This is a genomic window from Crossiella sp. NPDC003009 (assembly GCF_053591555.1).
Genome location: NZ_JBSFUA010000005.1, coordinates 205,250 through 226,525, shown reverse-complemented (window position 1 = coordinate 226,525; position 21,276 = coordinate 205,250). Strand labels below are relative to the sequence as shown.

21 protein-coding genes and 2 pseudogenes are annotated in these 21,276 nt (G+C 71.3%); 15 read left to right on the top strand and 8 right to left on the bottom strand.

Going from position 1 to position 21,276, the window contains the following annotated elements; genetic code table 11:
• Window positions 1–17: 17 nt before the first annotated feature.
• The 5 genes from ACWDY5_RS08680 (at window position 18) to ACWDY5_RS08660 (ending at window position 4,615) form a co-directional block, all read left to right on the top strand.
• Complete coding sequence (locus tag ACWDY5_RS08680; RefSeq protein ID WP_449721647.1) at window positions 18–836, top strand: helix-turn-helix domain-containing protein; 819 nt, start codon at window positions 18–20, stop codon at window positions 834–836.
• 4 nt (window positions 837–840) lie between these two features.
• Window positions 841–1,227: a VOC family protein gene (locus ACWDY5_RS08675; protein ID WP_449721646.1), complete on the top strand. Its 387-nt coding sequence runs from the start codon at window positions 841–843 to the stop codon at window positions 1,225–1,227.
• 13 nt (window positions 1,228–1,240) lie between these two features.
• The gene (locus ACWDY5_RS08670) at window positions 1,241–2,581 is read left to right on the top strand and encodes an MFS transporter (protein WP_449721645.1); all 1,341 of its coding nucleotides are present in this window, start codon (window positions 1,241–1,243) and stop codon (window positions 2,579–2,581) included.
• A 119-nt stretch (window positions 2,582–2,700) separates the two neighbouring features.
• A complete protein-coding gene (locus tag ACWDY5_RS08665; protein WP_449721644.1) occupies window positions 2,701–3,492 on the top strand; it encodes an ion transporter in 792 nt (263 codons plus the stop codon).
• Entirely contained in the window at window positions 3,485–4,615 is a 1,131-nt protein-coding gene (locus ACWDY5_RS08660) for an ABC transporter substrate-binding protein (RefSeq protein ID WP_449721643.1), read from the top strand. The genes ACWDY5_RS08665 and ACWDY5_RS08660 overlap by 8 nt, the downstream gene beginning before the upstream one ends.
• Here the strand turns inward: ACWDY5_RS08660 and ACWDY5_RS08655 are convergent.
• The 5 genes from ACWDY5_RS08655 to ACWDY5_RS08635 all read right to left on the bottom strand — a co-directional run bounded on the left by ACWDY5_RS08655 (window position 4,605) and on the right by ACWDY5_RS08635 (window position 9,031).
• Window positions 4,605–5,120 carry an allene oxide cyclase barrel-like domain-containing protein gene (locus ACWDY5_RS08655; RefSeq protein WP_449721642.1) on the bottom strand — a complete coding sequence of 172 codons (516 nt, stop codon included), beginning with the start codon at window positions 5,118–5,120 and terminating at the stop codon, window positions 4,605–4,607. The genes ACWDY5_RS08660 and ACWDY5_RS08655 overlap by 11 nt on opposite strands.
• Before the next feature lie 17 nt (window positions 5,121–5,137).
• Window positions 5,138–5,899: a bestrophin-like domain gene (locus ACWDY5_RS08650; RefSeq protein ID WP_449721641.1), complete on the bottom strand. Its 762-nt coding sequence runs from the start codon at window positions 5,897–5,899 to the stop codon at window positions 5,138–5,140.
• A 123-nt stretch (window positions 5,900–6,022) separates the two neighbouring features.
• On the bottom strand, window positions 6,023–6,436 hold the full coding sequence (locus ACWDY5_RS08645; RefSeq protein WP_449721640.1) for an SsgA family sporulation/cell division regulator: 414 nt from the start codon (window positions 6,434–6,436) through the stop codon (window positions 6,023–6,025).
• A 120-nt stretch (window positions 6,437–6,556) separates the two neighbouring features.
• Entirely contained in the window at window positions 6,557–7,807 is a 1,251-nt protein-coding gene (locus ACWDY5_RS08640; RefSeq protein ID WP_449721639.1) for a glycoside hydrolase family 28 protein, read from the bottom strand.
• Between the two features lie 567 nt (window positions 7,808–8,374).
• Complete coding sequence (locus tag ACWDY5_RS08635) at window positions 8,375–9,031, bottom strand: TetR/AcrR family transcriptional regulator (protein ID WP_449721638.1); 657 nt, start codon at window positions 9,029–9,031, stop codon at window positions 8,375–8,377.
• A gap of 102 nt (window positions 9,032–9,133) precedes the next feature.
• On the opposite strand from ACWDY5_RS08635, the pseudogene ACWDY5_RS08630 reads away from it, so the two are divergent.
• From ACWDY5_RS08630 to ACWDY5_RS08620, 3 genes and pseudogenes are all read left to right on the top strand, one after another.
• Window positions 9,134–9,565 (top strand): annotated as a pseudogene (locus ACWDY5_RS08630) (hypothetical protein); the annotation flags it as partial.
• A gap of 67 nt (window positions 9,566–9,632) precedes the next feature.
• Window positions 9,633–10,184 (top strand): hypothetical protein, encoded by a 552-nt coding sequence (locus ACWDY5_RS08625; protein ID WP_449721637.1) that lies wholly within the window; start codon window positions 9,633–9,635, stop codon window positions 10,182–10,184.
• A 567-nt stretch (window positions 10,185–10,751) separates the two neighbouring features.
• Window positions 10,752–11,333, top strand: coding sequence for a dihydrofolate reductase family protein (locus ACWDY5_RS08620; RefSeq protein ID WP_449721636.1), 582 nt, complete (start codon window positions 10,752–10,754; stop codon window positions 11,331–11,333).
• A 67-nt stretch (window positions 11,334–11,400) separates the two neighbouring features.
• Here the strand turns inward: ACWDY5_RS08620 and kstR are convergent, their stop codons facing one another.
• Window positions 11,401–12,027, bottom strand: coding sequence for a cholesterol catabolism transcriptional regulator KstR (gene kstR, locus ACWDY5_RS08615; RefSeq protein WP_449721635.1), 627 nt, complete (start codon window positions 12,025–12,027; stop codon window positions 11,401–11,403).
• A 200-nt stretch (window positions 12,028–12,227) separates the two neighbouring features.
• Here kstR and ACWDY5_RS08610 point away from each other — a divergent pair, with 200 nt between their 5' ends.
• The 7 genes and pseudogenes from ACWDY5_RS08610 to ACWDY5_RS08580 all read left to right on the top strand — a co-directional run bounded on the left by ACWDY5_RS08610 (window position 12,228) and on the right by ACWDY5_RS08580 (window position 19,603).
• Complete coding sequence (locus ACWDY5_RS08610) at window positions 12,228–14,693, top strand: acyl-CoA dehydrogenase family protein (RefSeq protein ID WP_449721634.1); 2,466 nt, start codon at window positions 12,228–12,230, stop codon at window positions 14,691–14,693.
• Window positions 14,594–15,301: pseudogene (locus ACWDY5_RS08605) on the top strand (acyl-CoA dehydrogenase family protein); the annotation flags it as partial. The gene ACWDY5_RS08610 and the pseudogene ACWDY5_RS08605, both read left to right, overlap by 100 nt.
• Window positions 15,302–15,592: 291 nt before the next feature.
• Window positions 15,593–16,003, top strand: coding sequence for an acyl-CoA dehydrogenase family protein (locus ACWDY5_RS08600; RefSeq protein ID WP_449721715.1), 411 nt, complete (start codon window positions 15,593–15,595; stop codon window positions 16,001–16,003).
• Window positions 15,993–17,141: an acyl-CoA dehydrogenase family protein gene (locus tag ACWDY5_RS08595; RefSeq protein WP_449721633.1), complete on the top strand. Its 1,149-nt coding sequence runs from the start codon at window positions 15,993–15,995 to the stop codon at window positions 17,139–17,141. The genes ACWDY5_RS08600 and ACWDY5_RS08595 overlap by 11 nt, the downstream gene beginning before the upstream one ends.
• A 10-nt stretch (window positions 17,142–17,151) precedes the next feature.
• Window positions 17,152–18,045 carry a bifunctional MaoC family dehydratase N-terminal/OB-fold nucleic acid binding domain-containing protein gene (locus tag ACWDY5_RS08590; RefSeq protein ID WP_449721632.1) on the top strand — a complete coding sequence of 298 codons (894 nt, stop codon included), beginning with the start codon at window positions 17,152–17,154 and terminating at the stop codon, window positions 18,043–18,045.
• Window positions 18,042–18,437 carry a MaoC family dehydratase gene (locus ACWDY5_RS08585; RefSeq protein ID WP_449721631.1) on the top strand — a complete coding sequence of 132 codons (396 nt, stop codon included), beginning with the start codon at window positions 18,042–18,044 and terminating at the stop codon, window positions 18,435–18,437. The genes ACWDY5_RS08590 and ACWDY5_RS08585 overlap by 4 nt, the downstream gene beginning before the upstream one ends.
• A complete protein-coding gene (locus ACWDY5_RS08580; RefSeq protein WP_449721630.1) occupies window positions 18,434–19,603 on the top strand; it encodes a lipid-transfer protein in 1,170 nt (389 codons plus the stop codon). The genes ACWDY5_RS08585 and ACWDY5_RS08580 overlap by 4 nt, the downstream gene beginning before the upstream one ends.
• Here the strand turns inward: ACWDY5_RS08580 and ACWDY5_RS08575 are convergent.
• Window positions 19,593–20,393 carry a nucleoside-diphosphate sugar epimerase gene (locus ACWDY5_RS08575; RefSeq protein WP_449721629.1) on the bottom strand — a complete coding sequence of 267 codons (801 nt, stop codon included), beginning with the start codon at window positions 20,391–20,393 and terminating at the stop codon, window positions 19,593–19,595. The genes ACWDY5_RS08580 and ACWDY5_RS08575 overlap by 11 nt on opposite strands.
• Before the next feature lie 34 nt (window positions 20,394–20,427).
• Window positions 20,428–21,267, bottom strand: a complete 840-nt coding sequence (locus tag ACWDY5_RS08570; RefSeq protein WP_449721628.1) for a MaoC/PaaZ C-terminal domain-containing protein — start codon at window positions 21,265–21,267, stop codon at window positions 20,428–20,430.
• Window positions 21,268–21,276: the final 9 nt, after the last annotated feature.

The following is a 21,276-nucleotide window of genomic DNA, read 5'->3' as shown; positions in this document are numbered from 1 at the left end:
CGCCTTAGGCTGACCGGGTGGAGGAGTTCGAGCAGGTGATCGGGCTGCCGCCGCCCCGGCTGCGCCCGCTGGTCAACCGCTACATCGGCTACCACGTCCGGTCCGCGCCGGGTGTGCACCGCGGCCTGCCCTCCAGCAAGCTCACCTTCATCGCCACCCTCGCCGGCACCGTCGACCTGCGCGACGGGCCCGGCCCGGCCCGCCGCCACCCCGCGCTGGTCGGCGGCCTGCACGAGACCCCGATGACCGTCGAGCACAACGGCGAGCAGTTCGGCGTCGAGGCCGACCTCACCCCGCTGGGCGCCCGCGCCCTGTTCGGCCTGCCCGCCGGCGAGCTCGCCGGACTGGACGTGCCCCTGGCCGACCTGCTCGGCCGACCGGCGCAGGAGCTGCTGGAGCGGTTGCGCGCGGCAGGCACCTGGGCGGACCGGTTCACCTGTTTCACCGACGTGCTGGACCGGGTGGCCCGCCCCGCCGCGATCCCCGCGCCCGAGCTCGGCTGGGCCTGGCGGCGCCTCACCGAAGGCCCGGTCGCGGTGGCCGGGCTGGCCGCCGAGGTCGGCTGGAGCCGCCAGCACCTGCGCGCCCGCTTCACCCGCGAGTTCGGCCTCAGCCCCAAGGTGCTGGCCAGGATCGTCCGCTTCCAGCACGCCCGCGCCCTGCTCACACCCCCGGACCGCCCGGCACTGGCCGAGGTGGCCGCGCTGGCCGGCTACGCCGACCAGGCCCACCTGAGCCGGGACTGGCGGGCCTTCAGCGGCCTGACCCCGACCGCCTGGCTGGCCGCGGAGCTTCCATTCCATCAAGACCCCGGCGAGCTGCCCCCGCCAGGCTGAGCGCATGACGACACCAGCTCCCACCGTGTGGCCGGGCCTGGCCTACGCCGACGCCCCGGCCGCGATCCGCTTCCTCACCACCGCCTTCGGCTTCACCGAGACCCTGGTCGTGCCGGGGGAGGCCGACGGCGAGGTCCAGCACGCCGAGCTCGCCTGGCCCGAAGGCGGCGGCGTGATGCTCGGCACCCGCCGCGACAGCGAGGTCTGCTGGAGCCCGCACGGCTCGGTCTACGTGGTCACCGCCAAGCCCGACGAGGTGCTGGCCCGCGCCACCGCGGCCGGGGCCGAGCTCATCCGCGACATCGACGACAGCGACTACGGCTCCCGCGGCTTCACCGTCCGCGACCCCGAGGGCCACCTGTGGAGCTTCGGCACCTACGCGGGGACCTGAGAGACTGCTCGGCGTGAAAACAGGCGACCAGGTGGTGCAGGAACTGCCGTGGCGATGGGGCACCCAGGGCACGATCTTCCTCATCGGCGGGCTCGGGTTCATGTTCGACGCCTGGGACGTGGCCCTCAACGGCTACCTGATCCCCCTGGTCGGCGCCGAGTGGAACCTCTCCACCGCCGAACGCGGCTGGGTCGGCACCGCCAACCTGATCGGCATGGCCGTCGGGGCCTTCGCCTGGGGCGGCATCGCCGACCTGATCGGCCGCAAGAAGGCCTTCAGCCTCACGCTGCTGATGTTCTCGGTGTTCACCGTGGCCGGGGCGGCCTCCCCGGACTACGTGACCTTCTGCGTGTTCCGGTTCCTGGCCGGGATCGGCCTGGGCGGCTGCATCCCGGTGGACTACGCGCTGGTTGGCGAGTTCACCCCGGCCAAGGTCCGCGGCCGGGTGCTCACCGCGCTGGACATCTGGTGGCCGCTGGGCGCCACCCTGTGCGGGCTGGTCTCCACCGCGCTGCTGCCATTGCGGGACTGGCGGTTGCTGCTGCTGGTGATGGTGCTGCCCGCGCTGCTGGTGTTCTGGGTCCGGCTCTCGGTGCCCGAGTCGCCGATGTACCTGGTGCGCCGCGGCCGCGACGCCGAGGCCCGCGCGGTGATCGACCGCCTGGTCGAACGCACCGGAGCCACGCCGGAACCCTGGACCCTGCCGGAAAAACAGGCCGTGCCCACGCTGTCCATGACCAGCATGCTGAGCCAGCTCCGGGCGCTGTGGACGCACAGCGCCCGGACCACCTCGGCGATGTGGGCGGTCTTCCTCACCGTCTTCGTGCTCTACTACGGCGCGCTCACCTGGTTGCCCAGCATCCTGCGCGCCCAGGGGTACGGGGACTACGCGGCCTTCATGGTCACCACGCTGATGACCGCGGTCGGCGTCCTGGGGGTGCTGATCTCGGCCTGGCTGGTGGAGACCGTGGGCCGCAAGTGGGTCATCGGCGCCAGCGCGCCACTGGCCGCGCTGGCGCTGGTGCTCTTCGCCCTGCAACTGGACCTGCCGGGCTATGCCTACCTGTGGATCGGCGCCTACGGCCTGCTGATCCAGGTGACCATTCCCGCGCTCTACGCATACGTCTCCGAGGTGTACCCCACCGCCTTGCGCGCCAGCGGGTTCGGCTGGGCCTCCACGGTCAGCCGGATCGGCGCCGGGTTCGTGCCGGTGATCTTCGGCTCGCTGCTGTGGCCGCTGCTCGGCCTGCCACTGACCTTCCTGGTGGTGGGCGCCGCGGTGGCGGTGTCCGTGCTGTGGCTGGCCTTCGCCGCCCCGGAGACCCGTGCCCGCGAACTGGACCGCATCGGCTGACTTGAGGGCAGCCGCGCAGGATTCACCGGAAAGTGCGGCAGCGTCAGGGAAAAGCACGCCCGGACCGGGTGACGAGTTAGGCTCCGCCGCAACTCACCCCAGTCCGGGAAGGGATCCGCTTGCGCAGCAGGGTTCGCGGCCTCGTCGACTCGACCAGGTTCCAGCAGCTGATCGTCGCCGTCATCGTGATCAACGCGATCGTGCTCGGGCTGCAGACCGTGCCCGCCATCGAACGCAAGTACGGGTCCATTGTGGACACCGTCGACCAGTGGGCGCTGGGCGTGTTCGTGGTCGAGCTCGCCTTACGCCTCTACGCGCACGGGCGGGAGTTCTTCCGCGACCCGTGGAGCTGCTTCGACCTGCTCATCGTGCTGATCTCCCTGGCCCCCTTCGCGCACGGCTCCTCGGTGCTGCGCGCGCTGCGCATCATCAGGGTGCTGCGCCTGCTCTCCGTGCTGCCCAACCTGCGCCGGGTGGTGGCCGCCCTGCTCAGCGCGGTGCCCGCGGTGCTCTCCATCGTCGCGGTGCTCACCCTGCTGCTCTACGTGGCCGGGGTGATGGCCACCAACCTCTACGGCACCGCGCCCGGCGGCTACTTCAGCGACCTGGGCGCCTCGATGCTCACCCTGTTCCAGATCATCACCGGCGACGCCTGGTCCGACGTCATGCGCGAGGTGATGACCGAGTACCCGCTGGCCTGGATCTTCTTCGTCGGCTTCGTGCTGCTGGGCACCTTCACCGTGCTGAACCTGTTCATCGCCACCATGGTCAGCGCGATGGAGTCCCAGATCGCCGCCGAGCACAAGGCCACCATCCCGGAACCGCGCGCCGGCGAGGACGACCAGGCGGTGCTGCTGGAGCTGCGGGCACTCCGGGCCGAGATCCGCGAGCTGCGCAAGGCCCGTGACTGACCCGCCGCGGATCGGGGTCGCGCTGCCCCGCTCCGGTCGCCTGGCCCCGCTGGGCGACCCGCTCGCCTATGCCACCGACCACTTCCGCGGTCTCGCCCTGACCGCGCACGGCCGCCCGATCGAGTTCCGCACCGCCGACCACGAGTCCACAGTGGACGGTGCACGGCGCGCGATCCGGCAACTGGCCGCGAACGGAGTCCGGCTGGTCACCGCGCTGGGCGGCACCACCGTGCTGCCCGCACTGGCCGCCGCCGCGACCGAGGCGGGCCTGCCATTCCTGTCCACCGCGCTGCCCTGGCAGGTGCACCGCGCCAGCTGTCCTGCGGGCGCGTTCCACTTCTGCTGGGGCCTGGACGACATCGCCCGCGCCTTCACCGACCTGTGGTCCCGCGTCCCCGGCGCCGACCCGGTCGGCCTGCTCTGGAACAACGGCCCGCAAGGCGCCGCGCTCCGCGACCCCGCGATGGGCTTCCTGCCGGTGGCCCGCCAGGCCCGCCCGCTGGTCGACCCCGGCGGCTACCCCGAACCCGCCGCCGAGCACACCGCCGCCATCACCGCCTTCCGCGCCGAGGGCGTGCGCATCGTCAGCAGCGCGGCCACCACCGCCGACCTCGCCGGGTTCAGCGCCGCCGCCGGCCCGCTGGACCTGCGGCTGATCACCTGCTCCCGTTGGCTGGCCTACCCGTTCGGCCTGGAGCACCCCGCGCTGGACCGGGTCGCCACCGTGGTCGCCTGGTCACCCCGGCACCAGTGTGCGTCCAGTGTGGACGGACGATCCGCGGCGGAGCTGGCCGCGGCCTACCGGCGCGACACCGGCCGATCCTGGCTGCCGCCCTTGGGTCTGGCGCACGCGCTGCTGGAGGTGGCCACCCACGCGGTGCGCACCGCGGCCGACCCGGCCGATCCCGCCGCGGTGCGCGAAGCCCTCTCCCGCACCGACATCGACACCATCGCGGGCAGGCTCGACTGGACGCACGGCCCGGCCCCGCGGATCGCCGCGCTGCCGCTGGCCGGCGGGCAGTGGCGGCACGGGGCCGGGGGACCGGAGCTGCGGATCGTGGCCGCCGACCGGGTCGCCGTCGTGACTCCCGACGGCGACCTGGTCGAGGCGCTCAGGCGCTGAGCGTGATGGTGAACTTGTAGGACACCGGCTTCGCCGGGTCCAGCGGATCCCCGCCCTGCTTCACGGTCTTGGCCTCACCGCGGGCGCTCTTGTACGCGCCGGTGCCGCCGGTCACCGCCATCGGCCCGTCCTTGAACGTGGGGCCGGGCAGCAGCGTGTAGGTGCGCAGGCTGGACAGGTGGATCTCGCCCTTCTCCAGCCGGAACGCCGAGGTGCAGTAGGCGGTGAGCTCGGCGGGCAGCGCGATCTTGGCGATCAGGCAGCTGGAGTAGCCCTCGCCGACCTTTTTGCCCGCGGCGTCGAGCAGGTCGCCACCGCCGAGGAACGGCACGCCGACCGCGGGCGTCGCGGGCAGGCTCAGCACCCCGCGCTGGGCGGTCAGCTCGATGGTCTCATCCTGGGGCGCCGGTGCGGGCGCGGCGCTGGCGGCGGCCAGCGGCAGCACCGCGGCCACCGCGGCGATCACGGCGATCCGCAACCAGGGACGGCGGGATTGGGCTGGCATTGCTCCTCCTCGACTTCTCACGGTGGTGTCTGTCCCATCTGGACCAAAGCGATGCGGAAGGCCTCGGGGGTCACCGCGACCTCGCCCCGGAACGGGTGGTCCATCAGGTAGGTGAAGTACAGGGAGGCCGACACCAGCGCGGCCAGCACCGCGATCATCAGCGCGTGCGGCAGGAAACCCGGCGGGCCGAAGAACAACGCGAACCCGATGACCAGCACCCCGCCCACGATCAACCCGGCCCAGAAGAACCGGGGCACCGAGGTGTGCGCCTCGTTGAGTCGTTCCCGGCGCATGGTGTTGATCGTGTTGACCCGCTCGATCATGGCCGAGTACAGGCCTTCCTGGCGCGCGGTCTCCACGTCCATCGACACGATGGCGCGGCGCATCCGCTTGGCCACGTCCTCGACCTTGGCGCTGGCCTGACCCCCGCGCAGCTCCGGCCACTCGTCCACGATCACGGTGCGCGCGTAGCTGACCGCGATGTCCTGGAAGGCGGCCTTGTCCTTGTCGGAGAAGGCGGTCGAGGCGAAGTACAGGCCCGGCAGCGCGTTCGCCTCGACGTAGGTGTTCTTCTTCGCCGCCTCCATGTCCTCCCACACCGCGACCACCACGAAGGCGACCAGGATCGCGTAGAAGGCGCCGACCGCGGCGAAGAAGTGGCCGGAGACGTCGTGGTAGCGGGCCCGCGACTCACGAGAGACGCAGCGGTCCACCACGAAGGCGGCCAGGACGCTGATTCCGATGGCCCCGCCCACGATCAGCAGGCTGTTCCACAGCACCCCGCGCCCTCCCGGCCTCGGCTTCGTCTGTCGAAACCTAAGTGGCCACCGGCAGACCAAGGAGGACGCGACCCGTTGTTCGCTCGAACGAGGCCGTTGTTCACCCCGAGGGGCAACGGACCCTCAGTTCGCGTTGCCCAGGTGGGTGAGCTCGTGCTCGAAGTCGAACCACTCGTGCTCGGTGCCGGGGGCGATGAGCTCGTAGCTGCGGTTGAGGAACTCCGCCAGCTCCTCGGCGTCAGCGGTGAACCGGGCGTGCCCGGCCGGGGTGGTGAACTCGATCACGACCAGCTCCAGCTGATCCGGGATCGGCCACACCTTGACGTCGCCCTCGCCGCTGTCGCTGATCAGCCCGTCGGCCAGCAGGTCCCGAGCGAGGATCCACTCCACGCTCTGGCTGCCACCGGGGTTGAACACCGCGCGCACCGCGTACGGGTCGGTGGTCGAGTAACCCAGTTCGACCTCCACCGGCACCGGCGGCGCCACCAGCAGGTTGAACATCGTGGTGGTCCGGATCTCCGCGTGCTCCTCGCGCATGACTGCTGCCCTTCCGTCTCGCCCGTCGCGTGCGTTGGGGGGACGTCTGAGGCTTCCCAGCTTTACGCGGTTCGGCGCGCATCACACCCAATCGTGCGAACGTTCGGGCAGAATGCCACGTCAGAGGACCGGTTTGCCATTCACCTGCACATTGCGGAACACGGTCCGATCGGCGTGCTTGATCGAGATGCCGGCGTCCTTGACCTCGGTGAACGTGCTGTCGCTGACCCGGACGTCCTGGATGTGGCTTTCCGCGAGGCCGTCCAGGCGCACCGCCCACGGCGTGCCGCGCACGGTGAGCCGGTCCAACGTGACGTTGCGCACGGACGGGTAAGCTACCGGCCCGAACCCAGGCCCGGTCAGGCTGTAGTTCATCGTGATGAACACCGCGCCCCGGTCAATCTTGTCAGCGACAAGTCCGCGCACGTGCAACCCGTCCACGGTGCCACCGCGCCGCTTGTAGTTCGGCCCCGGCCGGATGGTGATGTCCTGCGCGAAGACGTTGCGCACCCCACCGGACATCTCACTGCCCACCGCGATCGCGCCCCACCGCCCCAGGAACGCGCACTTCTCCACCACGATGTTCTCACTGGGCACCCCGACCCGGCGCCCGTCGACGTCCCGCCCCGACTTGATCACCACCCCGTCATCACCGGTGTCGAACGTGCACCCGGTCACATGCACGTCGGAACTGGCCTCCGGATCCACCCCGTCCACCATGCCGCCCCGGCTGTACACGGTGACCCCGCGCACCGTGACATTGCGGCACAGCACCGGATGGATGGTCCACATCGCCGGATTCCGGATGTCGAGCCCCTCCACCAGCACATTCCGGCACCGGTAGAACTGGATCATGTTCGGCTTCAGGAAGTGCCCGCCCCCGAACACCCGCCGCTCCACCGGCACGCCCTCCACCGCCAGCTTCTGCAGTTGCTCCCAGTCCGGCTGCCGCTTCGGGTCGAAGTCGAACCACGGCCCGCTGCCCGCCTGCCCGTCGATGCGCCCAGCGCCGGTCAGCGCCACGTTGGTCGCCTCGTAGGCGTAGATGAAGGGCGAGTAGTTCATGCACTCGATCCCTTGCCACCGGGTCCGCACCACCGGCAGGAACTTCTGCGGATCAGTCGAGAACCTGATTATACCGCCGGACTGTATATGCAGATTGACGTTACTGGTCAGCTGAATGGCCCCGGTCAGGAAGATCCCCGCGGGCACCACCCCCCGCCCGCCCCCGCCCTGCGCACACGCGGCGATGGCGGCCCGGAAGGCAGCGGTGTTGTCCGCCTTGCCGTCCCCCTTGCCGCCGTAGCCGGTGATGGGAAAGTCCCGCGCGGGAAACGACGGCGGCACGATCCGGGCCAGAATCCCAGGCACCGCCTCCCACGGATCAACCGCGGCACGAGCCTGGTCCGCGAGCGCGGCACCGGGCAGCACCAGACCCCAGCCGCCAGCCCGGTCACCTTCAAGAAGTCCCGCCGAGACGACCCCATCGCCAGCTCCCTCCCGGGCTGGCGGCGACCCGACGAATGAATACGTTTTCACCCATCCTCAACGCCACCCCCACCCCGGTCAATTCGCCGATGGCCGCACCCGTGCCCTGCTCACCAGCCGCATCCGGCCCGCCGCCCCCCACGGCCGCTCCGCGCTTCGCCGCGCTACCCGCCATGCCGCTCCGCTCGTCGTGCCCGGCCTGCCCGCGGCGAGACGGCCCCGTGCCTCGCCGCCCGCCGTGCTGCTTCGCCTGCCGTGCCCGGCCGCGTGCCGGTGCCGCCTCACCGGCCCTGCCGTGCCGCCTCACCCGCCCGCTGCGCGCCTCGCCGCTGGCGCCCAGTTGCCCCGCCCCCCGCCCCGCCTCGCTTCGGCCGCCCGTCCCCGCCCTACCTGGCGCGCCGCGCCTGCCCCGGTTTTCTCGGCCAGCCGCCCCCGGCCCTCGCCCCCGCCTCAGCCGGTCTGCCCCACCACCCCGAACCCGGCGAGCACCGGCCGGATCAGCCGCGCGGCCTGCGCGCGCAACTCCGCCACCGGCCGCCCGTGCAACCCCAGCGCCCCGTCGATCCCCGGCTCGAACGGTGCCAGCGCCAGATGTGGCAGCAACAACAGGAACAGCGCGAGCAACGCGTCCAGATCCGCCCCGGCGTGCAGCGTGCCCTGCTCGCGGGCGCGGGCGAAGTGCGGCAGCAGCGCCTCCCGGTAGCGCTGGTGCACCGGCCCGAGCACCACCGCGCGGATCGCCGGATCCACCTCCAGGTTGATCGCCGCGATCATGCCGCAATCGGCGGGATGATCGGCGAAGTGGGCCATCCACGCCTGCGCCGCGTCCAGCACCGTCTCGGCGAACCCGGCCCCGGGGTCGAGCCGGTCCAGCCACGGGTCCAGCGCCACCCGCACCCGCAGCGCGGTGTGCTCGGTGACATGCAGGAAGAAGTCGAACTTGTCCGTGAAGTACTGGAACAGCGAGCCCTTGGCGACCCCGGCCTCCTGCGCGATCACGTTGAGGCTGCCGCCGGAGTAGCCGTGCCTGCCGAACTCCGCGACAGCGGAGGCCAGCACCCGGCCCCGGCGCGGTCCCGGCAGGTTCGTCCAGGTCTGAGTGGGCACTGCGGCCTCCGTTGACGCGGTCTTGGCCTGGCTCCCCGGCGCAGAGGATGCTGCCATGACCACCCGGTCACAGCCTCAGGGGGATGATCATGCAGTGGGTCTGTGTCATCGGCGCGGGTTCGTCAGGGATCGCCGCGGCCAGGTGCTCCAAGCGCGGGCGATCAAGTTCACGTGTTCGAGACTGGCTCCCGGGTGGGCGGGAACTGGCGCTACGACAACGGCATGCCCTCGGCCTACCGGTCGCTGCACATCAACACCTCCCGGCAGGAGATGGAGTACGCGAGCTTCCCGATGCCGGCGACCCTGCCCGACTACCCCAGTCACACCCAGATCGCGGCCTACTTCGACTCCTTCGTCGAACACTTCGCCCTGCACCGCCACATCCGCTTCCAGACCGAGGTGACCAACGTCCGCCCCGAGCCCGGCGGCGGCCACCAGGTCACCACCCGGTCCACAGTGGACGGATCAGAGCAGACCGAGCGCTTCCGTGCTGTCCTGGTCGCCAACGGCCACCACTGGGACCCCCGCTGGGCCCGAACCCGCCTTCCCCGACGCCGACACCTTCACCCTGAGCAGCCCCTTCCTGACCCGAACCCTGCTGATGTTCGCCCGCCGCCTGCTGCTGGGCGCCTTCCTGCGACTGAAGATCGGCAAGATGTCGGACTACGGCCTGCCCGACCCCCAGCACAAACTCTTCGCCGCGCACCCCACCGTCTCCGAAGACCTGCTCAGTCGCCTGGGCCACGGCGACATCCAGATCCGCCCCAACATCGCCAGGTTCGAGGGCGGCACGGTCCACTTCACCGACGGCACCAGCGAACCAGTCGACCTGGTCATCTACTGCACCGGCTACCGGATCACCTTCCCCTTCCTGGACGAGGACATCATCAAGCCCGTCGACAACCACATCGGCCTGTACCGCCGAATCGCCTCGGTAAACCACCCCGGCCTCTGCTTCATCGGCCTCATCCAACCCCTGGGTGCCATCATGCCCCTGGCCGAAGCCCAGGCGTCGTGGATCGCCGAGTACCAACGCGCCCAACGCAAGCGCTACGTTGCTTCCAAACGCCACACCATCCAAGTCGACTTCCACCCCTACCTCCACGAACTGACCCAAGATCGCCGTACCCGTCACCGCGAACCCCACCCCTGACCCAGCCCGCCCGACCGCCGTCCGCACTGACGCCTCCAGTTCGCTGATAGCTGAACGGGCCGCGGAACTTCACCCGCTGATCGTTTCGTTCCGCAGAGAGAAGCGGTGCGCGTGGCGGGGAGACGCACGGTGTTCGGACGCCCGACAGTGAGCCGCCGCCCGACGGCAGGACGCCGCGCGGCCGTGACGTGAGGTGCCGCCCGGCGGTAGGGCGCTGCCCGGCGGTGAGGTGCCGCCCGGGGGAGTGCCCTCCGCACCCCGTGTCCGCCGCAGGTTGCCCGGCATCCGATGTCCGCCGACCGGTGCCGTGGTCTGATGCCTCCGTCCGCGGCACGTCGCAGCCACCCGGCACCTGTCACCGCCCGCTGCTCGCCGCCCGTCTCCGCCCGCTGCCCGTCGCCGCGCGCTGCGGCACCGCCGGTCGGTCGGGGCAACGCCGCAGCTAGCGTTGGTGGGTGGGTGCGCTGGCGGGGCGGTTTGGGTGTTGCAACCACTATGGGCAGAGTACTATGGTTGCAGTGGTTGGGGGTGAGGGTCGCTCCCATGGATGGACTGGGGAGACAATAGATGCGCAAGTTGACTTACTTTGTGGCGGCGACCCTGGATGGCTTCATCGCCGAGGTTGGCGGGGGCGACCCGACGGCCACTGGTCACTTCCTGATGGAGGGCGACCACATGGAGTACCTGTTCCAGAACTACGGGGACACGTTGCCGTACATGGCGCGGGACGCGCTGGGGATCGCGGGTGAGCTGACCCGGTTCGACACCGTGCTGGAGGGGCGCAAGTCCTACGAAAGTGGTGTCGCGCAAGGGGTTCCGGATGCCTACCTGCATCTCAAGCACTACGTGTTCTCCTCCACGCTGACCGAGGCCGCGCCGACGGTGGAGCTGGTTCGTGGGGACGCGCTGGCCAAGGTGAAGGAGCTCAAGCGGCAGGAAGGGCTGGGGATCTACCTGGTCGGCGGGGGTGCGCTCGCCGCGGAGCTGCTGCCGGAGATCGACGAGGTCTTCGTGAAGCAACACCCGACGGTGATGGGCAAGGGGATCCCGATGTTCAATGGTGGGTTCAGTCCGGACCGGTTTGAGCTGGCCGATCTGAAGCGGTTCGACAGTGGGGTGCTTTTCCTCAGCTATCGGCGGCGTGGGTGAGTAGTCGGGGGCAGGGAGTTTTCGCTTCCTGCCCCCGTTTTCGTCGGGGCCGGCCTCGCCGTGGTCGCTAGTCCTTGAGGAGCAGGCGGACCGTGAGTTCCAGGCGGGTCGCCACGTCGGTGGCTGATGCCCGCCGGGTCACCCAGGCGACCAGGTTCGACAGCCAGACGTCGCCGATGACGCGGGCGATCGCCTTGCGTTCGGTGTCCGGTTCGCCGCCCATCGCGGTGACGAACATGCGTTCCATCAGCAGGCCCACCGAGTCGACCTCGGCGGCGGCGCTGGCGTCGGCGAACATGAACGCCCGGGTCATCGCCTCGGTGAACAGCGGGTCTCGTTGCAGGCTGCGGGTGGTGCGGCGCAGTACGAACAGCACGCGGTCGTAGGCGGTGTCGCCGGGGATGGCGGCGCGCTCGATCTTCTGGTTGGCCCGTTCCAGTTCCCTGGCCAGCGCGGTGACCAGCAGGTGCACCTTGGACGGGAAGTAGCGGTAGAGGGTGCCCAGCGCCACGTCGGCGCGGTCGGCCACCGCGCGCATCTGCACCGCGTCGTAACCGCCCTTGGAGGCGAGCGCGATGGTCGCGTCGATGATCCGCCTGCGCCGGTCGCGCTGGGCCGCCGAGCCCAGCTCCTCCTCGGCGAGACCGGTCAGTGCCTCGGCCCCGCCCGCGCGCGCCTTGGGCGTAGTCGTCATGGACTTAGGCTAACATCACGACAAAGGCGAAACTTGTTCCAGTTCTGCGGGTTGAGCCTACCTGTTATTTCGGTGAACTCCCAGTGTGCGCTGGCCCGTTCGGGTCTGGTTGTTGGTGCGTCCGAGTGGAGGGTGGCGTCTCGGGCTGCCTTGCGGCAAAGTGAAACACGTTCTACATCTTCGGTCTGGCTGGAGGTGTCGTGTCGATCGCGGTCACCGCGGAGCAGCAGGCGTTGCGCGAGTCCGTGCTCGCCTACGGCCGGGACGGTCACGCCGTCGCGGCAGTGCGCGCGCAGGAGAACGGCGACCCGGCCTGGCGCCGGCTGTGGCCAGGACTGGTCGACCTGGGACTGTTCGGCATCGCCGTGCCCGAGGAGCTCGGTGGCGCGGGCGGCACGGTTTTGGACCTGGCGGTCGCCTTGGAGGCCGCCGCCGAGGCCCTGATTCCGGGGCCGGTGCTGCCGACCGCGCTGGCCGGGCTGGTGCTCGCCGACCAGCCGAGTGTCCGGGAACTGCTGCCCGCCGTCGCATGTGGACTGTCCGCCGCGGTCGCCCTGACGCCGGGAACACTGACCGCGCAACGGGATTCCGCCGGACGACTGCTGGTCACCGGCGTGACCGGGCCGGTGCTGGGAGCGGTTGAGGACGCCGCACTGCTGTTGCCGGTCGGCGGGGAGACCGGCTGGATCCTGCTGACGCCGGGAGAAGCCGGGGTGCGCCCGTTGCCGGCCACGGACTTCTCGCGGGACCTGGCCGAGGTCGAGGTGGTGGCCGTGATCCCCGCCGACCGGGTGCTGCCGGACCTGACCACGGAGACGGTGCTGGACCGGGCCGCGGTGCTGGCCTCGGCGGAGGCGGCCGGGATAGCTCGGCAGTGCGTATATATCGCAACACGATATGCCCGCGAACGCGTGCAGTTCGGGCGGCCGATCGGGTCGTTCCAGGCGGTGAAGCACCTGTGCGCGGAGATGCTGTGCCGGTCCGAACGGGCGGCGGCGGTGGCCTGGGACGCGGCGCGGGCGGTGGACGAGGCCTCGCCCGCGATGTCGTTGTCGGCGGCGGCCGCTGCGGCGGTCGCGCTGGACGCGGCGGTGGCCAACGCGAAGGACTGCGTGCAGGTGCTCGGCGGGATCGGGTTCACCTGGGAGCACGACGCGCATCTGTACCTTCGGCGGGCGTTTGCCTTGCGGCAGTTGCTGAGTGGGGTGTGGTGGCGGGAGCGGGCCGCGGTGCTGGCGGGGCGGGGCACTCGTCGGCGGTTGCGAGTGGAGTTGGGGGAGGGCGAGGGGTGGCAGCCGGAGGTGGGCGGTGACGGCGGCTCGGCGGGGGCAGGGGCGGCTGGTGCGAACGGGCGGAAGGACTCGGGGGGTGGGGACGGGCAGACGGTGGTCGGTGGGGATGACGGCGATGACGGTGTGGGGGGCGCTGGCGGAGAAGGCCAGGAGGGAGTGGCTGCTGGGAACGGGGCCGGGGCGGCTGCGGATGATGACGGCGTTGGGGGTGCTGGCGACGGCAAAGAGGGGGCCGCTGGAAACGGGGCCGGGGCGGCAGCGGGTGCTGACGGTGTTGGGGCCTCCGTTGGGGCTGTGGGGCTTCGGGAGGGGGTGCGGCGGGAGGTTGAGCGGATCGCCGGGCTAAGAGAGGGGGAGCGGCGGGCGGCGCTGGTGGCGGCGGGGTTGTTCGCGCCGCATTGGCCTCGGCCGTATGGGCGGGGGCTGGGGGCGTTGGGGCAGTTGGTGGTGGAGGAGGAGTTGGCTCGGGCCGGGGTGGCTCGGGCGGATCTGGTGATCGGGGGGTGGGCGGCGCCGACCTTGTTGCGGCACGGGACTGAGGAGCAGCGGCGGCGGTTTGTGTGGGCGACGTTGCGCGGCGAGGTGGTGTGGTGCCAGCTGTTCAGTGAGCCGGGGGCTGGGTCGGATCTTGCCTCGTTGCGGACCCGGGCGATGCGGACCGAGGGTGGGTGGCTGCTGTCCGGGCAGAAGGTGTGGACCTCGTTGGCTGATCGGGCTGATCGGGGGATCTGCTTGGCGCGTACCGATCCTGAGGCGCCGCGGCATCGGGGGTTGACGTACTTCCTGGTGAATATGCAGTCGGACGGTATATCCGTGCGGCCGTTACGTGAGATCACCGGAGATACTCGGTTTGCCGAGGTGTTCCTGGATGAGGTGTTCGTCGCGGACGCCGATGTTGTTGGGGAGCCGGGGGATGGGTGGCGGTTGGCTCGCGGGACCTTGGCCGATGAGCGGGTGGCGATGAGCCGGGGGTCGGCGCTGGGGGAGCCGGTGGAGGAGGTGCTGGCCGCTGCGGGGGAGGCCGGGTTGTTGGCGGATCCGGTGGTGGCGGAACGGGTTGGCGGGTTGGTGGTGGACGGGCTCGCGTTGTCGTTGCTGGATTTGCGGGCTACGCAGCGGGCGGTGGCCGGGGGCGAGGTGGGGGCGGAGTCCGGGGTGCGGAAGTTGGTGGGGGTGCGGCATCGGCAGGACGTGGCGGAGGTGGCGGCCGAGTTGTTGGGGGAGCGGGCTTTGGTGGGGGACTCGGGGGAGGTGCACCGGTTCTTGCTGAGCCGGTGTTTGAGCATTGCCGGGGGGACGACGCAGATTTTGCTGACGTTGGTGGGGGAGCGGGTGCTGGGGTTGCCTCGGGACGGGGAGGGGAAGGGGCGGTGAACTTCGAGCTGGGTGAGGCGCAGGTTGCCGTGGGGGAGCTCGCCGCGAAGCTGGTGGGGGCGGACGGCGGCGCGGGGCGGGCGGGGGCGACGGATGGCGCGGGATTGGTGGGGCTCGGGAACAGCGCGGGGCGAGCGGAGCCGGACGATGGCGCGGCGCGGGCAGGGGCGAAGGACGGCGCGGGGGCGGCGGGGGCGACGGATGGCGCGAGGTCGGCCGGGACGGTGGATGGCGCGGGATTGGTGGGGCTCGGAAACGGCGCCGGGCGAGCGGGATCGAAGGAGGGCGCGGGACGAGCAGGATCGAGGGATCGGGCGGGGCGGGCGGAGCTGGAGGATCGCGCGGGGCCGGCTGGGTCGAGGAATGGCGCGGGGCGGGCGGGGCCGGAGGAGGGCTCGGCGTGGGGCGGGTTGTGGCGGCGGCTGGGGGAGGCCGAGTTGTTGTCGCTGGCGGTGCCGGAGCGGTTGGGTGGGTCTGGGCTTGGGGTGTTGGAGACCGCCGCGTTGCTGACTGAGCTTGGGCGGGCTGGGGTGGTGTCGCCGGGGTTGGCGCACTTGGCGTTGGGGGTGCTGCCGGTGGCTCGGCTGGGGACCGGGGCGCAGCAGGATCAGCTGTTGGCCGGTGGGGGTTTGACGGCGGCGGTCGGGCGGACGGACGTGGTGTGGGGGGCGCGTGGGTTGACCGGGGTGGCGGTGGGGGTGCCGTTCGCGGAGTGGGCTCGGTGGGTGCTTGTTGTTGTCTCCCTTGCGGATGGGGGGAGTGGGGTGGCGGTGCTGGATCCTCGGGGGCCGGGGGTTGAGCTGGTGGCGACGCCGTCTTCGTCGGGGTCACCTGAGTGCACGGTTCGGTTGGCTGGGGCGGAACCTGTTGGGCTGCTGGGGGATGACGGCAGTGGGCGGGTGGCGGAGGAGTTGCGGCAGTGCGCGGTGGTGGGGGCGTGTGCCTTGGGGGAGGGGTTGCTGGCTGGGGCGTTGGGGTTGACGGTGGCGCATGTGGGGCAGCGGCGGCAGTTCGGGCGGGTGCTGGCGGAGTTCCAGGCGGTGGCGATGCAGGTCGCGGATGTGCGGATCGTGGCACGGACGGTGGAGTTGGTGACCAGGGCGGCCTGCTGGAAGCTCGGGGAGGGGCTGGCGGCGCGGGAGGATGTTGCGGTTGCTGGGTACTGGGTGGGGGAGGGGTTGCCTGGGGCGTTGGAGACCTGTCATCACCTGCATGGCGGGCTGGGGCTGGATGTCGGCTATCCGTTGCACCGGTTCTCCGCGCTGGGGCGGGATCTGGTGCGGTTCCTGGGGGCGTTGCGTGCGTATTGAGCTGAGTGCGGCGCAGCGGGCGCTGCGGGATGAGCTGCGGGAGTACTTCGCGGGGCTGGTCACGGCCGCGGAGCGGGAGGTGTTGCGGACCGAGCGGCACGGGCCGGTGTACCGGGACATCGTGCGGCGGCTCGGGCGGGACGGCTGGCTGGGGGTGGGCTGGCCGGTCGAGTACGGGGGGCGCGGGTTTGGGCAGGTGGAGCAGCAGATCTTCGTCAACGAGGCGGCGCGGGCGGATGTGCCGTTGCCGGGGGTGACGTTGCAGACGGTCGGGCCGACGTTGCAGGCGCTGGGGACCGCGGCGCAGAAGGAGTTCTTCCTGCCGCGGATCCTGGCCGGGGAGCTGCACTTCGCCATCGGGTACACCGAGCCGGAGGCCGGGACCGATCTCGCCGCGTTGCGGACCAGCGCGGTGCGGGCCGGGGACGAGTACGTGGTCAACGGGCAGAAGGTGTTCACCACCGGGGCGCACGACGCCGACTACATCTGGCTGGCCTGTCGCACCGATCCCGCCGCACCGCGGCACAAGGGGATCTCGATCCTCATCGTGGGCACCAGGGACCCCGGGTTCAGCTGGACGCCGATCATCACCTGCGACGGGGCGCACCACGTCAACGCCACCTACTACACCGATGTGCGGGTGCCGGTGGGCATGCGGGTCGGGGCGGAGCAGGCCGGGTGGCGGCTGATCACCATGCAGCTCAACCACGAGCGGGTCATGCTCGGCCCGGCCGGGCGGGTGGCCGCGCTGCTGGACCGGTTCGACGAATGGGCCGCGGCGCACGGGCTGTCCGGCAACGCGGATATACAGCGGGACTTGATATCCGCGCGGGCGGGTATGCGGGTCAACGAGCTGTTGAACTGGCAGGTCGCCTCGGCTGAGGGGGCGGTGGACGTGGCGGACGCCTCGATCACCAAGGTGTTCTCCTCCGAACTGGTGCTCAGGGTCGGGCGGACCGTGCTCGACCTGGTCGGGCGGTACGGGGACCCGGCCGAACCGGACACCGCGGAACTGCTGCGCTGGCTGGACCTGCAGGCGAAACGGAACCTGGTGCTGACCTTCGGCGGCGGGGTCAACGAGATCCAGCGGGAGCTGATCGTCACCGCCGGGCTCGGGCTGCCAAGGCCGCCACGGTGAGAGGAGCAGGATGACGTCCACTGTGGACAGTGATGAGGCGGTGCGGGCGGCGGCCGAGCGGATCGCCGCCACCGGGGTGAGCGGGCTGCGCTTTGGCCGGGACCCGGTGAACGAGCCGATGATCCGGAGCTGGACCGAGGCCCTCGGCGACACCGACCCGCGCTACCCCGAACTGGCACCACCGGCGATGGCGCAGGTGTGGACCATGATGGGGCTGCGTGGACAACGGGATCCCGCCGACCCGTTCGGGCAGATCCTGGAGGTGCTGGACGAGGCGGGCTATCCGTCGATCGTGGCCACCAACTGCGAGCAGACCTACCACCGCTACCTGGAACCGGGCGAGACCCTGGCCGTCACCACTCGGCTGGACCAGGTCACCGGGCCGAAGCGGACCGCGCTCGGCGAAGGCTGGTTCGTCACCGTGCACAACACCTGGTACGCCGGGGCCGAAGCGGTCGCCGAGATGTTGTTCCGGGTCTACAAGTACCGGCCCGCACCGCCACTGCCACCGGCCGGGATACCGCCGCTGGTCAGCAAGGACACCGAGTTCTTCTGGGCCGGCACCGCCCTCGGCGAGCTGCGGATCCAGCGGTGCGGGGCCTGCGGTGAGCTGCGGCACCCGCCGGGGCCGATGTGCCCGCGCTGCCGCGAGCTCCGGCCGGAGCACGTGGTGGCGAGCGGGGACGGCACGGTGTACAGCTTCGTCGTGCACCACCACCCCGCGGTCCCCGGGCACACCGGGCCGTTCGTCATCGCACTGGTGGAGCTGGCCGAGGGGCCGCGGATGGTCGGCGAACTGCTGGACGTCGAACCCAGCGAAGTCCACATCGGACAGTCGGTGCGGGTGGAGTTCCAGCGGCGAGGCGAGTTCACCATCCCGGCCTGGCGGGCGGTGGAGGCATGATCGCCACCGGGATGGAGCTGCCCGAGCTGGCCATCGAGGTCACCCCGACGTTCATCATCAGCACCGCGATCGCCACCCGCGACTACCAGGACGTGCACCACGACCGGGACGCGGCGATCCGGCGCGGCTCCCCGGACATCTTCCTCAACATCCTCACCACCACCGGGCTGGTGCAGCGGTTCGTCACCGACTGGGGCGGGCCGGGGGTGTGGGTGCGCGGAGTGAACATCCGGCTGGGCGTGCCCTGCTACGCCTACGACACGCTCACCTTCCGTGGGCGAGTGGAGGAGAGCTTCGGCGACAACGGGTTCGTGGTGTCGGTGGTCGGCAGCTGCCGGCTCGGCGACCACGTCACCGGCACGGTCCGCATCGAGCTGGGAGGCACGCCATGAGCCCGCTGTCCGGGGCCGCGGCCATCGCCGGGATCGGGGCCACCGAGTTCTCCAAGGACTCCGGCCGCAGCGAGCTGCGCCTGGCCGTGGAGTCGATCCAGGTCGCGCTCGCCGACGCGGGGCTGGGAGTGTCCGATGTGGATGGTCTGGTGACCTTCACCATGGACGGCAATGCCGAGATCGCGGTGGCCAGGGAGCTCGGCCTGCCGGAGCTGAAGTTCTTCAGCCGGATCAACTACGGCGGTGGCGCGGCCTGCGCCACCGTGCAGCAGGCCGCGATGGCGGTGGCCACCGGGATCGCCGAGGTCGTGGTGGTGTACCGGGCCTTCAACGAGCGCTCCGGCACCCGGTTCGGGCTGGCGCACGCCGCGGCCGCGCAACAGCCCAACACCAACGGCGTGGACAACAGCTGGCACTACCCGATGGGCCTGGCCACCCCGGCCGCGATGGTCGCCATGTTCGCCCGCCGCTACCTGCACGAGTACGGCGCGAGCACCGAGGACTTCGGCCGGGTCGCGGTCGCCATGCGCAGGCACGCCGCGACCAACCCGAACGCCTGGTTCCACCGGCGGCCGATCACCCTGGCCGACCACCAGGACTCCCGGTGGATCGCCGAACCGTTGCGGCTGCTGGACTGCTGTCAGGAAAGCGACGGTGGCGTGGCACTGGTGGTCACCAGCGCCGAACGGGCGCGGGACCTGCGGCAGCGGCCGGCGGTGATCAGTGCCGCGGCCCAGGGCAGCGGGCCGGACCAGTTCGTGATGACCAGCTACTACCGCGACGGGCTGGCCGGGCTGCCGGAGATGCGGGTGGTCGGCGAACAGCTGTGGCGGCAGGCCGGAATCGGCCCGGCCGATGTCCAGGTCGCGGTGCTCTACGACCACTTCACCCCGTTCGTGCTTCTCCAGCTGGAGGAGCTCGGGTTCTGCGGACCCGGTGAGGCGCGGCACTTCCTCGCCGACGGCGGTATCGAGATCGACGGGCGGCTGCCGGTCAACCCGCACGGCGGACAGCTCGGCGAGGCCTACCTGCACGGCATGAACGGGATCACCGAGGCGGTCCGGCAGCTGCGCGGCACCGCGGCCAACCAGGTGTCCACAGTGGACAACGTGCTGGTCACCGCGGGCACCGGGGTGCCGACCAGCGCGCTGGTGCTCACCGGCTGAACGCCGCGGCGTGCGCGCGGGCCCACTCGGCCAGCGACCGCGCCGGGTGGCCGGTGATCCGCTCCACCACGTCGGTCGGCCGCTCCGGGTCGCTCACCTGGCGCGCCATGTGGTCCAGGACGCCGTCGGCGTGCTCGGGCGACCAGGTGGCGAGCAGCCGTTCGCGGAACTCCGCGCGCGGGACCTCCTGGTAGCGCCAGGACTCGCCGAAGGTTTCGCCGAGGATGCGGGCGCGGTCGGCGTGGGTCAGCGCGACCGGCCCGGTGACGTAGTAGGCGCGGCCGGTGTGCCCGCCGTCCAGCAGCACCCTGGCCGCGACCTCGGCCACGTCGCGCTCGTCGACCAGGGTGCGGGCGGCCTGCGCGTACGGGCCGTGCACCACGCCGGTGGCGCGCAGCTCCTCCGCCCAGGCCAGGGTGATCGAGGCCGGCATGCTCATCCGCAGCGCGGTCCAGTCCGGGGTGGCCGCGCGCAGCAACAGTTCCAGGGTGCCGTGGAAGGAGGTCGGCGGTTCGTCGTCGCGGACCGCGTGTGTGGACAGCAGGACGATCCGGCGGCCCGGCCCGGCCAGCGCGGAGATTACCTCCGCCGCGGTGTCCGCGGCCGGGAACACCGCGTGCACCCGGTCGTACGGCCAGTCGAGGAACACCGCGGTCCGGCCGGCGACCGCCGCGCGCAGCCGGTCAGGGCTGGTCAGCGCCACCCGGCGCACCGGCGCGCCCGCCTCGATGAGCAGCCGCTCGACCAGGCCCGCGATCCCGTCCGCGTTTCCCACCACCAAGAAGCTCATGGCCCGGACGGTAGAAGTTCCAGCATGGTGGAGGTCAAGCGGCCAGCGCGGTGAGCGAACCGGTGAGCACCGGGGCCTCCGCGCGGTCCGGTGCGGTGGTCACGAACACCCAGTCCGCCGGCAACCGCCAGAGCCGGGTGCGCACCGGCTCGCCGGGGTAGAGCACACCGGTGAACCGGGCGCTGAAGCTGACCAGGCGGTCGGGGTCGCCGTCCAGCACACTGTCCACAACGGACTTGGCGACCATGCCGTAGGTGCACAGCCCGTGCAGGATCGGGCTCGGGAAACCGGCTTCGGCGGCGAAGGCCGGGTCGGCGTGCAGCGGGTTGCGGTCGCCGCAGAGCCGGTACAGCAGCGCCTGCTGGGGCAGGGTCGGGGTGTCCAGCACCGCGTCCGGGTCGCCGGAGGGGGCGGTGAAGCGGCTGGACGGGCCGCGGTCACCGCCGAAACCGCCCGCACCTCGGGCGAAGATGCTGGATCGGGTGGTGAACAACGGGTCGTCGTCGATGTCCACTGTGGACTCCTGCACGATCACCGCGGACTCGCCCTTGTCGTAGACCGCGGCGATCCGGGTCACCAGTCGGGCGGTGCCCGCCACCGGGATGGGGCGGCGCAGGCTGATCGACTGCTCACCGTGCAGCACCTGGCCCAGGTCCAGGTCGACGCCGGGGTAGGACACCGTGGGCGGGGCGGTCATCCGCAGCGTGGGGGCGACCACGCCGAAGGTGGGCAGCACCCGCAGGCCGGGTTCGTAGGCGTAGCGGAGCTCGGTCGCGCCGAGGGTCAGGTGGTACAGCAGCACGTCGGACTCGGTCCAGGAGAACTCCGCCGGTGGCAGCTCGGCGCCGATCGCGCGGTCGGGGTCGATGGGCATGGCGCTCCC

Excerpts from the sequence above, each read along its gene's own strand:
- ACWDY5_RS08620 (WP_449721636.1), top strand. The coding sequence starts at position 10,752 with ATGCGCAAGTTGACTTACTTTGTGGCGGCGACCCTGGATGGCTTCATC.
- ACWDY5_RS08675 (WP_449721646.1), top strand. The coding sequence starts at position 841 with ATGACGACACCAGCTCCCACCGTGTGGCCGGGCCTGGCCTACGCCGAC.
- ACWDY5_RS08570 (WP_449721628.1), bottom strand. The coding sequence starts at position 21,267 with ATGCCCATCGACCCCGACCGCGCGATCGGCGCCGAGCTGCCACCGGCG.
- ACWDY5_RS08655 (WP_449721642.1), bottom strand. The coding sequence starts at position 5,120 with ATGCCAGCCCAATCCCGCCGTCCCTGGTTGCGGATCGCCGTGATCGCC.
- kstR (WP_449721635.1), bottom strand. The coding sequence starts at position 12,027 with ATGACGACTACGCCCAAGGCGCGCGCGGGCGGGGCCGAGGCACTGACC.
- ACWDY5_RS08575 (WP_449721629.1), bottom strand. The coding sequence starts at position 20,393 with ATGAGCTTCTTGGTGGTGGGAAACGCGGACGGGATCGCGGGCCTGGTC.
- ACWDY5_RS08580 (WP_449721630.1), top strand. The coding sequence starts at position 18,434 with ATGAGCCCGCTGTCCGGGGCCGCGGCCATCGCCGGGATCGGGGCCACC.
- ACWDY5_RS08590 (WP_449721632.1), top strand. The coding sequence starts at position 17,152 with ATGACGTCCACTGTGGACAGTGATGAGGCGGTGCGGGCGGCGGCCGAG.
- ACWDY5_RS08625 (WP_449721637.1), top strand. The coding sequence starts at position 9,633 with ATGTTCGCCCGCCGCCTGCTGCTGGGCGCCTTCCTGCGACTGAAGATC.
- ACWDY5_RS08585 (WP_449721631.1), top strand. The coding sequence starts at position 18,042 with ATGATCGCCACCGGGATGGAGCTGCCCGAGCTGGCCATCGAGGTCACC.
- ACWDY5_RS08645 (WP_449721640.1), bottom strand. The coding sequence starts at position 6,436 with ATGCGCGAGGAGCACGCGGAGATCCGGACCACCACGATGTTCAACCTG.